13 protein-coding genes are annotated in these 13,582 nt (G+C 70.5%); 5 read left to right on the top strand and 8 right to left on the bottom strand.

The genetic code is table 11. From position 1 onward, the window contains the following. Positions 1 to 63 precede the first annotated feature (63 nt). Positions 64 to 1,689 (top strand): GMC oxidoreductase, encoded by a 1,626-nt coding sequence (locus BBK82_RS37445; RefSeq protein WP_179953724.1) that lies wholly within the window; start codon positions 64 to 66, stop codon positions 1,687 to 1,689. Between the two features lie 5 nt (positions 1,690 to 1,694). Here BBK82_RS37445 and BBK82_RS37440 read toward each other — a convergent pair whose 3' ends face one another. From BBK82_RS37440 to ileS, 3 genes are all read right to left on the bottom strand, one after another. Continuing rightward, a complete protein-coding gene (locus BBK82_RS37440) occupies positions 1,695 to 2,189 on the bottom strand; it encodes a carboxymuconolactone decarboxylase family protein (RefSeq protein ID WP_065919164.1) in 495 nt (164 codons plus the stop codon). Then, positions 2,186 to 3,265 (bottom strand): NAD(P)H-dependent amine dehydrogenase family protein, encoded by a 1,080-nt coding sequence (locus BBK82_RS37435; protein ID WP_065919163.1) that lies wholly within the window; start codon positions 3,263 to 3,265, stop codon positions 2,186 to 2,188. Before BBK82_RS37435 ends, BBK82_RS37440 begins: the two co-directional genes overlap by 4 nt. A 75-nt stretch (positions 3,266 to 3,340) precedes the next feature. Beyond that, on the bottom strand, positions 3,341 to 6,394 hold the full coding sequence (ileS, locus tag BBK82_RS37430) for an isoleucine--tRNA ligase (protein ID WP_083268954.1): 3,054 nt from the start codon (positions 6,392 to 6,394) through the stop codon (positions 3,341 to 3,343). Between the two features lie 100 nt (positions 6,395 to 6,494). Here ileS and BBK82_RS55045 point away from each other — a divergent pair, with 100 nt between their 5' ends. Genes BBK82_RS55045 through BBK82_RS37420 form a run of 3 tightly spaced genes read left to right on the top strand, consistent with a single transcriptional unit; the run spans position 6,495 to position 7,845 of the window. Beyond that, entirely contained in the window at positions 6,495 to 6,662 is a 168-nt protein-coding gene (locus tag BBK82_RS55045) for an alpha/beta fold hydrolase (protein WP_237047780.1), read from the top strand. After that, positions 6,631 to 7,320 (top strand): alpha/beta fold hydrolase, encoded by a 690-nt coding sequence (locus BBK82_RS37425; RefSeq protein WP_237047779.1) that lies wholly within the window; start codon positions 6,631 to 6,633, stop codon positions 7,318 to 7,320. Before BBK82_RS55045 ends, BBK82_RS37425 begins: the two co-directional genes overlap by 32 nt. A gap of 42 nt (positions 7,321 to 7,362) precedes the next feature. After that, positions 7,363 to 7,845 (top strand): winged helix-turn-helix transcriptional regulator, encoded by a 483-nt coding sequence (locus BBK82_RS37420; RefSeq protein ID WP_065919161.1) that lies wholly within the window; start codon positions 7,363 to 7,365, stop codon positions 7,843 to 7,845. Here BBK82_RS37420 and BBK82_RS37415 read toward each other — a convergent pair. The 4 genes from BBK82_RS37415 to BBK82_RS37405 all read right to left on the bottom strand — a co-directional run bounded on the left by BBK82_RS37415 (position 7,820) and on the right by BBK82_RS37405 (position 10,823). Beyond that, positions 7,820 to 8,302 (bottom strand): PaaI family thioesterase, encoded by a 483-nt coding sequence (locus BBK82_RS37415; protein ID WP_083268425.1) that lies wholly within the window; start codon positions 8,300 to 8,302, stop codon positions 7,820 to 7,822. The genes BBK82_RS37420 and BBK82_RS37415 overlap by 26 nt on opposite strands. Before the next feature lie 2 nt (positions 8,303 to 8,304). Then, on the bottom strand, positions 8,305 to 9,480 hold the full coding sequence (locus BBK82_RS37410) for an acetyl-CoA C-acyltransferase (protein WP_065919160.1): 1,176 nt from the start codon (positions 9,478 to 9,480) through the stop codon (positions 8,305 to 8,307). A gap of 136 nt (positions 9,481 to 9,616) precedes the next feature. After that, positions 9,617 to 9,988: a hypothetical protein gene (locus BBK82_RS56475; RefSeq protein ID WP_335618008.1), complete on the bottom strand. Its 372-nt coding sequence runs from the start codon at positions 9,986 to 9,988 to the stop codon at positions 9,617 to 9,619. Further along, positions 9,918 to 10,823, bottom strand: a complete 906-nt coding sequence (locus BBK82_RS37405; RefSeq protein ID WP_335618007.1) for an NAD(P)/FAD-dependent oxidoreductase — start codon at positions 10,821 to 10,823, stop codon at positions 9,918 to 9,920. The genes BBK82_RS56475 and BBK82_RS37405 overlap by 71 nt, the downstream gene beginning before the upstream one ends. Positions 10,824 to 10,989: 166 nt before the next feature. Between BBK82_RS37405 and BBK82_RS37400 the strand changes: the two genes are divergently transcribed. Then, entirely contained in the window at positions 10,990 to 12,591 is a 1,602-nt protein-coding gene (locus BBK82_RS37400) for an ArnT family glycosyltransferase (RefSeq protein ID WP_237047778.1), read from the top strand. On the opposite strand, the gene BBK82_RS37395 is transcribed toward BBK82_RS37400, so the two are convergent. Continuing rightward, complete coding sequence (locus BBK82_RS37395; RefSeq protein ID WP_083268423.1) at positions 12,569 to 13,561, bottom strand: serine hydrolase domain-containing protein; 993 nt, start codon at positions 13,559 to 13,561, stop codon at positions 12,569 to 12,571. The genes BBK82_RS37400 and BBK82_RS37395 overlap by 23 nt on opposite strands. Positions 13,562 to 13,582: the final 21 nt, after the last annotated feature.

The raw sequence follows: 13,582 nt of genomic DNA, 5'->3' as shown, positions 1-13,582 counted from the left end.
AGTGACTTGCCGCACAAGCGCAGGTATAACTTGTTCTCATGCGGAAAGAGTGAGGATGATCACATGAACCACACAATGACGTGTGACAACGGTTTTACCGGTCCCTCTCGACGTTCGTTCCTTACTGGAACAGGTTCTATTATTGGTGGGCTGGCCCTCGGCGGGCTCGCTCCGGCGGCGTACGCGGCGACCTCGATCGCAGACGCCGCAACGATTCCGGCGCTCGTCATCGGCACCGGGTACGGCGGGTGCGTGGCCGCCCTGCGCCTCGCCCAGGCCGGAGTCGACGTCCACATGGTGGAGATGGGCATGGCCTGGGACACGCCGGGCTCGGACGGCAAGGTCTTCGCCAACACCACGACACCCGACCAGCGCTCGTTCTGGTTGCGCACCAGGACGAAACAGCCGTTGAGCAACTTCCTCGGCTTTCCGATCGACAAGAACATCCCGAAGTACACCGGGATCCTCGACGCCGAGGAGTTCAGCGGCATCACCGTCTACCAGGGCCGCGGTGTCGGCGGCGGCTCGCTCGTCAACGGCGGCATGGCCGTCACGCCCCGGCGCGAGACGTTCGGCGACGTGCTGCCCGGTGTGAACGCCGACGAGATGTACAACACCTACTACCCGCGCGCCAACGCCGAGCTCGGCGTCGGCATGATCGACCCCGCCTGGTTCGACTCCACCGCGTGCTACCAGTACGCCAGGGTGGGCCGCAAACACGCCCAGCGCAGCAACTTCCCGTTCGTCTTCGTGCCCACGGTGTACGACTGGAACTACATGAAGCAGGAGGCCGCCGGGACCGTACCCAAGTCCGCGCTGGCCGGTGAGATCCTCTACGGCAACAACTACGGCAAGAAGTCCCTGCAGAAGACGTACATCCCGAAGATCAGGGCGACTGGCCGGGTCACGATCTCGCCGCTGCACCGGGTCAGCACGGTCCGGCCGACGACCGGCGGCTACACCGTCACCATCGAGCAGCTCAACACCACCGGTGACGTCGTCGCCACCAAGCAGGTGACCGCCGCCAAGGTGTTCTTCGCCGCCGGCAGCGTCGGCACCAGCAAGCTCCTGGTGAAGCTCAAGGCCACGGGCGCGCTGCCGAACTTGAACGGCGAGGTCGGCAAGGGCTGGGGCGACAACGGCAACGTCATGTGCGGCCGGGCCAACCACATGTGGGACCCGACCGGGCCGCTGCAGTCGTCCATCCCCACTCTTGGCATCGACAACTGGGCGGCCGGTGGAGCGTTCGCGGAGGTGGCGCCGCTACCGACCGGGATCGAGACCTACGCCTCGTTCTACCTGTCGATCACCAAGACCCCGCACCGCGCCGCGTTCTCCTGGAACGCCGCCGCGAACAGGGTCGACCTCAGCTGGCAGACGGCGTGGAAGCAGACGTCCATCACCGCCGCCAAGACGATCTTCGACAAGATCAACTCGAAGGAGGGGACGATCTACCGGACCGACCTCTTCGGCATCTACAAGATCTGGGGCGACCACCTCACCTACCACCCGCTCGGCGGCGCGGTCCTGAACAGGGCCACCGACTCCTACGGCCGCCTGCACGGGTATCCGGGGTTGTACGTCGTGGACGGCGCGCTGATCCCCGGCACGACCGTCGTCAACCCGTTCGTCACGATCACCGCGCTCGCCGAGCGCAACATCGAGAAGATCATCGCCACCGACCTGTGATGGTCCTATGTGGAGGCGCCGAGTTGACTGGGCAGCACGCAGACCGCGTCGAGCCCGAGCACGTGGTTCAACCGCCCGAACGAGAGCCACGCGCCGATGCTCATCGTCAGCTCCACGACCTCCACCTGGCTGTACAGCGCGGTCATGCGGGACCAGAAGTCCTCGTCGAGACCGTGGTGATCCAGTGCGTACCGCTCGGCGTACTCCGCGGCCATCCTGGTGCGGTCGTCGAACGCGTCGGTGGTGCGCCACTGGGTCACCGCGTCGATGAAGGTCTCCTCGACCTTCTGCCCGTCGCGCTCGGTCCGCCAGTCCAGGCAGAACAGGCACCCGTTGATCTGCGCGGTCCGCAACCGGGCCGCCTCGAACTCGCGCAGCCCGAGCGTGGTGTGCTGGTACACCGCCAGCGAGAAGTTCGCGGCCGCAACACCGATCCCCGGTACCATCTCGCCCCACACGTACCCGATGGGGTCCTTGCCCTCCGGGATGTCGATGTTCATCGCGTGCTCCTCCCGAGCTTGCCCGCCACCGGCCGCAGCGGCACGTCCAGCGCGTCGTAGAGTCCGGGCTCGGCCGCCGCCAGCCAGTCGATGGCGTTCACCAGCCGCCCGACCGCCGTTGCGTTGCCACCCGCGGACCGGTTCTCGCCCTCGTCGTCGGACTCGACCGACACCTCGATGCGCGGCCGCCCCTCGATGATCACCTTGTGCGCGCCGTCCCCGGAGGGTGGCGTCGGCCAGTCGGTCGCGCACGACGCGTGGATCCGCGTCACGTGCTCGATCACGATCAACGGCTTGCCACCGACGATGCCTTGCACCTCGAACCGGATGGCGCCCTGCGTACCCGCCTCGAACTCGCCCATGGTCCGCGTCGTCACGGTCTCGTCGAGCGCCCGCCGGTCCACGGTCTCGCGGATCTCGTCGAGCTCCACGCCCAACGCCCGCGCCATCAACCGGATCTGCCCGCCCCACACCATGGTCGGCACGGTCGGCATCAGCATCGGCGCCTGGTAGTCGAGCGGCTGCCCCATCCCGATCAGCCACCGCACCGCGTCCGGCTGGTCGTAGGTCGAGTAGTCGAAGATCTCCTGGCAGCGCACCGCGTCGATCTGGCTGCCCAGCCCGCTCACCAGCAACGGCAGCACGTCGTTGCCCCAGCCGGGGTCCACACCCGACACGAACAGCGACCCGCCGCCGTCCGCGATCGCCTTCAGCACCGGGTCCCGCAGCTCGGCCGGCGCACTCCGCGGGTCGTACAGCGCGTACAACGACGGTGTCACCACCACGGCACCCGCCGCGATCGCCTTGGTGATGTCGGCGAGCGCCTCGGCCGGCCGGATGTCACCCGATGCCGCGTACACGACGGCCCGCGGACTGGCGGCGAGCACCGCGTCGATGTCGTCGGTCGCCGCCACCCCGAGGTTGTAACCGGTTCCAGCCAGCTCCCCGGCGTCACGGCCCACCTTGTTCGGGTCGTGCACGACCACCGCGGCCAGTTTCAACCCGGGATGGGCCTCCACGGCCCGAATTGCCGCACGTCCGACGTTGCCCGTGCCCCACACCACTGTGGCGATCATGCGGTGTAGCCTAACTAGAACACGTTCCAGTTTCTAGTGCGGTGTCGGTCCCGGTCCGAGATCCACCCGTGGGGACTAGGCCTTGCTGACCCGGACGGCGACCTCCTCGGCGGCCTCCAGGGCCAGGGACACGGCCAGCGTCTCGCGTTCGATGAACTCGCGGTGCGTGCGGACGGCTGCCGCGATGTCGTCCGGTGCCGCCAGAACGAGCTCGATGCGGTCGGAGACCTCGAAACCGGCGTCCTTGCGGGCCTGTTGCACCAGCCGGACGACGTCTCGCGCCCGCCCCTCCGCCTCCAGCTCCGGCGTGAGCGCGGTGTCGAGTGCGACCGTCACACCCTGCTGCGACCCCACGACCCACCCACTGCGCGGCGCCTCCGTGACCAGCACGTCGTCCGGCTCGAGCGTGACGGATCCGGCCAGCTCAAAAGTTCCCGTGGCGCGCAGGGTCTCCGCCAGCTGACGGGGGTCGGTGGCCGTGATCGCCGCCGCCACCTCCTGGGTGCGCTTGCCGAAGCGCCGGCCGAGTGCGCGGAAGTTCGGCCGCACCTCGACGTCGACCACCTCGCTCGCGGCGTCGAGCGGCAGCATCAGCTTGACGTTCAGCTCGTCGCCGACGTCGTCGAGCAGCTCCCGCGACAGCGGGGTGCTGACCAGGGCCCTGCCCAGCGGCTGGCGGATGCGCAGGCCCGCGGACTTGCGGGCGGCGCGGCCCAGTTCGGCGACCACGCGGGCGCCGGCGACCTCCGCCGACAGCCCGGGGGAGACGCGACTGTCGTCGGCGACCGGCCACGTGGCCAGGTGGACCGACTCGGCGGCGGCGGTGTCGTGCGGCCGGATGACGCGCTGCCAGACCTCCTCGGTGATGAACGGGATGAACGGCGCGAGCAGGCGGGTGAGCACGTCCAGGCACTCGTGCAAGGTGGCCAGGGCGTTCTCGTCGCCGCGCGAGAACCGTTGGCGTGACCGGCGCACGTACCAGTTCGAGAGGTCGTCGACGAACGCGGCGAGCAGCCGGCCGGCCTGCGCGGTGTCGTACTGCTCCATGCTCGCGTCGACGGCCGTGACCAGCGTGTGGAGCTCGGACAGCACCCACCGGTCGAGCACGGGGCGGTCGTCGCCGGGCGTCCACGACCGGGTGGAGGCGTGGAGGCTGAAGAACGACGCGGTGTTCCAGTACGTCAGCAGGACCTTGCGCACGATCTCGTCGAGCGGCCCGGCGCCGACCCGGCGGGCCGACCACGGTGAGCCCGAGCAGGCCATGAACCAGCGCAGGGCGTCGGCGCCGTGGGTGTCCATCAGCGGGATCGGCTCGATGATGTTGCCCAGGTGCTTGCTCATCTTGCGGCCGTCCTCGGCCAGGATGTGGCCCAGGCACACCACGTTCTCGTACGCCGACCTGCCGAACACCAGCGTGCCGACCGCCATCAGCGTGTAGAACCAGCCGCGGGTCTGGTCGATGGCCTCGCAGATGTACTGCGCGGGATAGGTGGCCTCGAAGGCCTCCACGCTGCCGGGCGCGTGCGGGTAGCCCAGCGACGCGAACGGCATCGAACCCGAGTCGTACCAGGCGTCGACCACCTCGGGCACGCGCGTGGCGACCTCACCGCACTCGGGGCAGGAGAAGGTGATCGCGTCCACGAACGGCCGGTGCGGGTCCAGAGTGGACAGATCGGTGCCCGCCAGGCGGCCCAGCTCGGCGCGTGAGCCGACCGCCGTGACGTGGCCTTCGGCGCAGCGCCACAACGGCAGCGGTGTGCCCCAGTAGCGCGACCGCGACAGCGCCCAGTCGACGTTGTTCACCAGCCAGTCGCCGTAGCGGCCGTGCTTGATGTGCTCGGGGAACCAGTTCGTGCGCTCGTTCTCCCGCAACAGGTCCTCGCGGACGTCGGTCGTGCGGATGTACCACGACGGCTGCGCGTAGTAGACCAACGGCCAGTGGCAGCGCCAGCAGTGCGGGTACGGGTGCTCGAACTCCTCGTAGCGGAACAGCCGGCCGTTGTTCCGCAGTTCCTCGACCAGTACGGCATCGGCTTCTTTGAAGAAGATCCCGCCGACCAGTGGCACCTCGGCCAGGAACCGGCCGTCGCGGCCGACCGGGTTCACCAGCGGCAGCCCGTTCTGCCGCGCCACGGCCAGGTCCTCGGCGCCGAACGCGGGCGCCTGGTGCACCAGGCCGGTGCCGTCGGTGGTCGTCACGTACCCGGCGAGCACCACCCGGTGCGCGTCCGGGATCTCGACCAGGTCGAACGGCCGCGAGTACCGCAGCCCGGCCAGCTCCTCACCCCGCACCGACGCGAGCACCTCGGCCTCGCCGAGCACCGCGTCGAGCCGGGGTTCGGCGACCACGAACACGCTCTGGCCGGTGCGCGCGACCACGTAGGTGACGTCCGGGTGCACGGCGACCGCGGTGTTGGACACCAGCGTCCATGGCGTCGTCGTCCAGATCAGCAGCTCGACGTCGTCGATCCCGTGCAGCGACTCGAGCAAGGGGAGTCGCACGTAGACGGACGGGTCCGTCACGGACTCGTACCCCTGCGCCACCTCGTGGTCCGACAACGTGGTCTGGTCGTTCGCGCAGTACGGCGTGACGCGGAAGTCCTCGACCAACCGCCCGTCGGCGTGGATGCGCTGCAACGACCACCACACGCTGTCGACGTACTCCGGCGACATCGTCTCGTAGGGGTGCGCGAGGTCGATCCAGTAGCCCATCCGCTCGGTGAGCTGCTCGAACGCGCCGACGTGCCGCAGCACCGACTCCCGGCAGTGCTCGTTGAACGCGGCGATGCCCATCTTCTCGATGTCGGGCTTGCCGGCCAGACCGAGCTCCTTCTCCACCGCGAGCTCCACCGGCAGCCCGTGGCAGTCCCACCCGGCCCTGCGCGGTACGGAGCAGCCCTTCATCGTGCGGTAGCGCGGGAAGACGTCCTTGAAGACGCGCGCCTCGACGTGATGGGTGCCCGGCATGCCGTTGGCGGTCGGCGGGCCTTCGTAGAACACCCACGCGGGACCGTCCGCGGTCTGCTCGACGCTGCGGGCGAAGACGTCGTTGTCCTGCCACCACCGGATGATCCGGCGGTCCAGCTCGCCGAGGTCCACCTGCGCCGGCAACGGCGTTCGCTCGCTCATGCCGACCATGATCCTCCACGGCTGCGGCGCCGGCGTTGACAGCGGAAGCTAATGGCATTAGCTTTGAGCTAACGACATTAGCTCCACCTGAGAGGGCGGCATGACCGAGCACCTGAACATCGCCGGGAACACCATCGCCTACGACGTGACCGGGCAGGGGCCCCTCGTCGTGCTCGCCCACGGCATCGGCGACAGCCGCCACTCGTACCGCTTCCTCGCCCCGGCGCTGGTACCGGGTGGCGAACGTCGACATCCGCGGCTGTGGTGACTCCGGCGTCGGCTGGGACGGCTACAGCCGCACCGGCATCGCGGGAGACCTGGTGGCCGTCGTCCGCCACCTCGGTGGTCCCGCCGTGATCATCGGCCACTCCATCAGCGGCGGTGCGGCGACGATCGCGGCCGCCACCGCACCCGACGTGGTCGCCGGTGTCGTCGAGCTCGCGCCGTTCACCCGCGCGCAGTCCGTCGACGTGGGCGGGCTGCTGCGGGTGAAGCGGTTCCGGGCGGGCTACGCGCAGCTGGCGAAGGTCATGATCGGCGGAAGCCTGGCCGCCTGGAAGAAGTACCTCGACCTCGCGGTGCCGGTGAAGCCGGCCGACTGGACCGCCGAGCTCGCGCGCATCGAGGCCAAGCTGAGCGAGCCCGGCCGGATGGAGGTGCTGCAGGCCATGTGCAAGACCAGTCCCGCCGATGCCGGCGCGCGTCTGGCTGAGGTCACCTGTCCCGTGCTGGTCGTCATGGGCAGTGCCGATCCCGACTGGGCCGACCCGCGTGCCGAGGGGGAGAAGGTCGTCGCCGACCTGCCCCGCGGACGTGGTGAGCTGGTGGTCGTCGAGGGTGCCGGGCACTACCCGCACGTCCAGAACCCGGACGAGGTCCTCGCGCTGGCCGTGCCGTTCCTCGCCAAGGCGTTGGCCCGCGCGTAGTGCTGGGTATGCTCGACACTAGCCAGGTGTAGGCTGCTCGCCATGCCCATGCACATGAAGGGCCCGTTGGCCGCGCTGGACCAGTGGCAGCCGGACCGCTGCTCGATCGCGCTGGCGCTGGACGTCATCGGCACGAAGTCGGCCGTGCTCCTGCTGCGCGAGGCGTTCTACGGCACCACGAGGTTCGACGGGTTCGTGCGGCGCGTGGGCATCACCGAGGCGGTCGCGGCCAAGCGGCTCAAGGAGCTCGTCGAGTTCGGCGTGCTGGCGAAGCGGCCCTACCGGGAGCCGGGCGCGCGCACGCGGTACGAGTACGTGCTCACCGAGATGGGCACCGCGCTGCTGCCGGTGATCGTCGGCCTGATGCAGTGGGGTGACACCTACCTGCGCGACGACGGGCCGTTGCAGGTCGTGTCGGCCGAGACCGGTCAGCCGGTCAGCGTGCGGGTCGCCCCTGCCGGCACCGAGGGGCTCGGGCCGGAGGGGCTGGAGGTGCGGATCAACCGAAGAGCAGGCAGGTCGTGACGGCGTGGGCGATCACCCGGCCGGAGCCGTCGGTGATGCGCCCTTCCGCGGTGGCGGTGCGGCGGCCACTCGTGACGACCCGGCCCTCGCAGGTGAGCGTGCCGCTGGCGAGCGTGGCCGGGCGGGTGAACTTGATCGTCAGGTCGAGTGAGGTGTAGCCGGTGCCCGCCGGGAGCGTGCTGTGCACCGCACAACCCAGCGCGGTGTCGGCGAGCGTCGAGAGGATGCCGCCGTGCACCGAGCCGATCGGGTTGTGGTGCCACTCGGCGGGCGTGAGCTCGAACCGCGCGTAGCCGTCGCCGATCTCCGCCATGGTGATGCAGGTGGTCTCGGCGACCGGGGGAGCGGGCAGGTCGCCGCTGCCGATCTTCTTGAGGAACTCGGCGCCGTCGGTCTCCTTCACCACCTCGGCCAGCCTCTGGGGATCGCTCCAGGAACAGCTGCGGGTGCGGTCCACGCTCAGGTCCTCTCGATGATCGTCGCGTTGGCGAGCCCGCCGGCCTCGCACATGACCTGCAGCCCGTAACGGCCGCCGGTCTGCTCCAGGTTGTGCAGCAACGTGGTCATCAGCCGGGCACCGGAGCCGCCCAGCGGGTGGCCGATCGCGATGGCGCCGCCGTTGGCGTTGACCTTGGCGAGGTCCGCGCCGGTCTCCACCTGCCACGCCAGCACGACCGGCGCGAACGCCTCGTTGACCTCGAAGACGTCGATGTCGTGGATCGTGAGCCCGGCGCGCGCCAGCACCTTCTGCGTGGCCGGGATGATGCCGGTGAGCATGAAGACCGGGTCGTCACCGGCGACGGCGAAGGAGTGCACGCGAGCGCGGGGCCGCAGTCCGTGGCGCTGCGCGGCCTCCTCGCTGGTGACGAGAACGGCCGCGGCGCCGTCGTTGACCGGCGAGCTGTTGCCCGCGGTGATCCGCCAGTCGAGCTCGGGGAACCGCTGCTCCCAGTGCTCGGCCCGGAACGCGGGCCGCAACCCGGCCAGCACCTCCGCGGTCGTGTCGGGCCGGATCGTCTCGTCCACGGCCAGGTCGGTGACCTTCACGACCTGGGAGTCGAAGAACCCGTTCTTCCACGCCGTGGCGGCCTTCCGGTGCGACTCGGCGGAGAACTCGTCCAGCTGGGCCCGTGACAGGTTCCACCTCCGCGCGATCAGCTCCGCGCTGATCCCCTGCGGCACGAGGCCGTCCGGGTAGCGCGCGGCGACCTTCGAGCCGAGGAAGTCCCTGCCCAGCGTCTGCGACCCGATCGGGATCCGGCTCATCGACTCGACGCCGGACGCGATCACCACGTCGTAGGCGCCGGCCAGCACGCCCTGCGCGGCGAAGTGCAGCGCCTGCTGGCTCGACCCGCACTGCCGGTCGACGGTCACACCGGGCACCGACTCGGGGAACCCGGCGGCCAGCGCCGCCCACCGCGCGGTGTTGCCGGACTGCTCACCGACCTGGCCGACGGCGCCGCTGATCACGTCGTCGACCGCGGCCGGGTCGAGCCCGGTGCGGTCGGTGAGCGCCTTGAGGACCGTGCTGTGCAGGTCCACCGGGTGGATCTCGGAGTACGCGCCGCCGGGCTTGCCCTTGGCGAGCGGGGTGCGGACGGCGTCGACGAGGACAGCCTGACTAGTGGGAGCCATAGTCAGGACGGTACGCGCTGACTCTGCTCAAGCCAAGTCAGCGTGGACTGTTTCGCCGTGGTCGCGCGACCGGCACCAGGCTCGCACCGGCCAGCAGGCCGCTGATGGTCAGCCGACATCGGGTAGCGGAAGCCGTTCACGCTCGTGGGCCGACAGTTCCCCGCGAACCGGCGTCGGAGTGGGCGTCCAGCAACCGCCTGCGCCGCGCGGCACCTCCCGGCAGCTGGTGCAGGCGGTACGAACCGGGCTTGCGGGCCTCACCTGCCAGGTGGCCGGGGATGCCCTCGCAGATGGTCTCCTTGACCTTGGCCGCCAGACCGCCGCCGAGGTGCAGCCCGATCGCGACGTCCGACCTGTTCGCGAGCTGGAAGATGCCGGCGCCGCGGCCCAGGCTGACGCACTGGGCGTAGAACCCCTGGTGCAGCGGCTCCGGCCGGTCACCCGCGAGCCGGCTGAGCACGGTGTCGGCGGCCCGCGCGGCCAGCGGGATCGCGTTGAGGCAGCTCATCCGCAGCGGCAGGCCGGACGGCGCCGCGGCGTCCCGGCCGAGGACGCGCTCGTCGTCCACGCTCGTCAGCGTCTCGTCGGTGAGCAGACGGCCCGCGGTGTCGGTGCTGAGCCGCTGCGGGTGGCGAGGTCGGGAACGCCGAAACCGGCTGTCCAGATGGTGACCTCACTGGGCAGCTCACGACGTCGGCCAGGCGCACGGCGTCGCGGCCGACCGCCACCACCTTCGCGGCGTGGCCCTCGACGACCGTCACGCCCAGCGCGGCCAGCCGCCTCGCGACCGAGCGGCGGCCGCGGGCGTGCAGGTACGGACCGAGGACGCCGCCGCAGACCAGCGTGACCCGGCGACCCGGCTCGGCCAGCTCGGCCGCGGTCTCGATGCCCGTCGGCCCGGCGCCCACCACCGTCACCGGGGCCGTCACGGCCGCGTCGTCGAGAACCGAACGCAGTCGCCGGGCCGCTTCCAGCGTGGCGATGGGGTGGGCGAACTCGGCCGCCCCCGGCACGTCCGGTTCGGCGTTGCCGCTGCCCACGGCGTAGACGAGGTAGTCGTAGCCGAGCGGGGAACCGCCGGCGAGCGTGACCGTCCGCTCCGCCGCGTTGATCACCTCCGCCGCGTCCACCACCAGCCGGACGCCCTGCGCCAGGACGTCCCGGTAGGCGACGACCGCGTCGTCCGACCCGCCCACCAGCTGGTGCAGGCGGACCCGGTGGACGAACTCGGGCCGCGGGTTGACCAGCGTCACCGCGACGTCCTCGCGCAGCGTCAACCGGTTCGCCGCCATCACACCCGCGTACCCACCACCGACCACGACCACGTGCGTGTTGCCCGCCATGACTGCCTCCTCCGTCTTCGGAATCGGCATGAAGACGCCACGCGGCCGAACTTCGTGACACGGCGTGTCCCAGGTCACTTCTGCCCGGCGGCGCTGACAACCTCAGCGCCGCGCGTTCCGTTCCCGTAGCGAGGGGTAGTTCTCCCAAGACGGAGGGACACCGGGGTTGTCGCGGGTCGCAGAGCTGCCGGGCACGCGCGGGACAGCGGCGCGCGACCTGCCGCCGGTGACCAACCGGCGCTGGCTGTTCGTGCTGGTCGCGGTGGTGCTGCTGGTGCAGATGGCGATCGCGATGATCACCACCGCGGTGCGGCAGGCGCCGACCGTCGACGAACCGGTCTACGTCGGTGCGACGGTCGTGCAGCTCCACCAGCACAGCCTGCGCTACAACCCCGAGCACCCGCCGCTGGGCAAGCTGGTCATGGCGACCGGGCTGGTGTTCACCGGCGCGCGCGTCGATCCGGGGTTCGCCGGTGACCAGACCGAGCTCGGGCGGCACGTGCTGTACGAGGCGGGCAACGATCCCCAGCGCCTGTTGCTGGCGGCGCGCCTGCCGATGATCGTGCTGACGCTGCTCTTCGGGCTGGTGGTGTTCGCGTTCGCCCGCGACCTGTTCGGCCCTGCCGGTGGGTTCGTGGCGCTCGCGCTGTACGCGTTCTCGCCGGACGTGGTCGCACACGGTTCGCTGGCCACGCTCGACGTGCCCGCCGCCGGGTTCCTGCTGACCTCGGTCTGGCTGGTGTGGCGGGCCCGCGGAAAGGCCAGCTGTCTGCCGTTGGCCGGGCTTGCGCTCGGGGCGGCGGTCGCCACGAAGATGAGCGCGCTGGCGGCGGTCCCGGTGCTGGTGCTCCTGGCCGCACTGTCCGTTCGGGACGTTCGCAGGCCGGCGGTGGCCGCGCTGGTCGCGGTCGCGGTGGTGTGGGCGTCCTACCTGGCCGTGGACCCGTTGCTGCGCTGGGAGTCGCCGGCGGACCTGTCAGGGCGTGCGGTCCTGGACTGGTTGCCGTTCCCGCAGCCGTACCGCGACGGGATGCGGGTGCAGTTCGGCATGGAGGACCGGGTGTGGGGCGGGTACCTGTTCGGCACGCACTACGAGGGCTCGCGCTGGTACTACCTGCCGGCCGCGCTGCTGGTGAAGACACCGCTGGGCGCGCTGGTGCTGTGGCTGGCCGGAGTCGTCGCGCTGCTCCGGGTTCCGCGGCTGCGCCCGGCCGCGCCGTACGTGCTCGCGCCGGTCGCCGTGCTGCTGGCGGCGGCGATGACCGGCAGCCGTGACCTCGGCGTGCGGTACGCGATCTTCGTGCCGGTGTTCCTCGCGGTGGCCGCGGCGTCCGTGGTCGCGCTGCGGCGGAGGTGGGCACCGGTCGTGGTGGGGGTGCTGGTCGCGTTCGTGGCGGTCAGCTCACTGCGGACGTTCCCGCACTACCTGCCGTACTCGAACGAGGCGTTCGGCGGTCCGGCGCGGACCCACCTGCACCTGCACGACTCGAACGTCGACTGGGGCCAGGACCTCACGCGGCTGGCCACGCGTCTGCAGCGCTACCCCGGCGAGCGGGTGTGGCTGGTGTACAAGGGCGCCGGAGTGCCGTCGTACTACGGGATCAACGCCGCCGACCCGCGCACCGTGCCCCCGGACCAGGTGCGCGGTCTGCTCGTCATCTCCAACTCCGCCATCGCCAAGGCGGATGACCGGCTGAAGGCGTTGATCGCCGGGAGCACACCGGTCGACGACGTCGGCCACTCGATCACCATTTTCCGCCGGAGATAGCGCGCGCGATCGGCCAGGCACCGTCGGAGGTGTTGGACAGCACGGTGCGCGTGGTGTGCGTGTGCGGGTCGTGCGTCGACTTGAACGACACCCCGGCGTCGCTGCCGATGAGCATCACCGTGTCGGTGCCACCGCGCACCCAGAACCCCCGCGCGTACTGCACCGGCTCCTCCTCCGGCACGTCGACCCGAGGCCGCACGACCTCGGCGACGTCGTCCACGATCTGCCCGGCGAACAACGCGCGCCAGAACGCCGACATGTCGGCCGCCGTGGTGTGGATCCCGCCGTCGCCGGTCGCGAGCACCGGCAGGTGGAACACGTTCGACCGGTCCACACCGTCGATCGGCAGGTAGCCCACGGCCGCGTCGCCCGGCAGCTCGTCCGAGCGCAGGAAGTCGGTCCTCGTCATGCCCGCGGGTTTGAGCACCCGCTCCCGCACGAGGTCGTGGTAACCGACCCCGCTGGCCCGCTCGGCCAGCAGCGCGAGCACCACGAACCCGCCGTTGTTGTACCCGAACCGTTCCCCGGCCGGGAACTTCGTCGGATGCCCGTCGAGCAACGGCAAGAACGCCTCGGTCGTGGTCAGCTCGTGCGCCGCGCCGATGACGTAGTCGGTGAGGTCGTAGTCCGACTCCTCGTCGAGGTAGTCGCCGATGCCGGACGTGTGCGTGAGCAGGTGCTCCACCGTCACGTCGTCCGCGATCAGCGGCAGGTCGTCGCCGAGCAACGACCGGGCGGTGGTCGAGAGGTCCAGCACCCCCTCGCGGACCAGCGACAGCACGGCCAGGGCGGTGAACCCCTTGCTGCCACTGGCGGCGCCGAACCTCGTCTCGAGCGTGTTGGGCACCTGGTAGGCGCGGTTGGCGAGCCCGTAGGCCTGCGCGAGCTCGACATCACCGGCGTGGTCGACCGAGACCACGCCGGAGAAGTTCTTCTCCGCGGCAATGCGGTCAATCTCCCCCTGCAGCATCCAGGCAGGCTAAGCCCGGCA

It is taken from the genome of Lentzea guizhouensis, assembly GCF_001701025.1.
Classification (GTDB): domain Bacteria; phylum Actinomycetota; class Actinomycetes; order Mycobacteriales; family Pseudonocardiaceae; genus Lentzea; species Lentzea guizhouensis.
This window is presented reverse-complemented; position numbering and strand designations above follow the sequence as displayed.

Excerpts from the sequence above, each read along its gene's own strand:
- BBK82_RS37445 (WP_179953724.1), top strand. The coding sequence starts at position 64 with ATGAACCACACAATGACGTGTGACAACGGTTTTACCGGTCCCTCTCGA.
- BBK82_RS37440 (WP_065919164.1), bottom strand. The coding sequence starts at position 2,189 with ATGAACATCGACATCCCGGAGGGCAAGGACCCCATCGGGTACGTGTGG.
- BBK82_RS37435 (WP_065919163.1), bottom strand. The coding sequence starts at position 3,265 with ATGATCGCCACAGTGGTGTGGGGCACGGGCAACGTCGGACGTGCGGCA.
- ileS (WP_083268954.1), bottom strand. The coding sequence starts at position 6,394 with ATGAGCGAGCGAACGCCGTTGCCGGCGCAGGTGGACCTCGGCGAGCTG.
- BBK82_RS55045 (WP_237047780.1), top strand. The coding sequence starts at position 6,495 with ATGACCGAGCACCTGAACATCGCCGGGAACACCATCGCCTACGACGTG.
- BBK82_RS37420 (WP_065919161.1), top strand. The coding sequence starts at position 7,363 with ATGCCCATGCACATGAAGGGCCCGTTGGCCGCGCTGGACCAGTGGCAG.
- BBK82_RS37410 (WP_065919160.1), bottom strand. The coding sequence starts at position 9,480 with ATGGCTCCCACTAGTCAGGCTGTCCTCGTCGACGCCGTCCGCACCCCG.
- BBK82_RS56475 (WP_335618008.1), bottom strand. The coding sequence starts at position 9,988 with ATGAGCTGCCTCAACGCGATCCCGCTGGCCGCGCGGGCCGCCGACACC.
- BBK82_RS37405 (WP_335618007.1), bottom strand. The coding sequence starts at position 10,823 with ATGGCGGGCAACACGCACGTGGTCGTGGTCGGTGGTGGGTACGCGGGT.
- BBK82_RS37395 (WP_083268423.1), bottom strand. The coding sequence starts at position 13,561 with ATGCTGCAGGGGGAGATTGACCGCATTGCCGCGGAGAAGAACTTCTCC.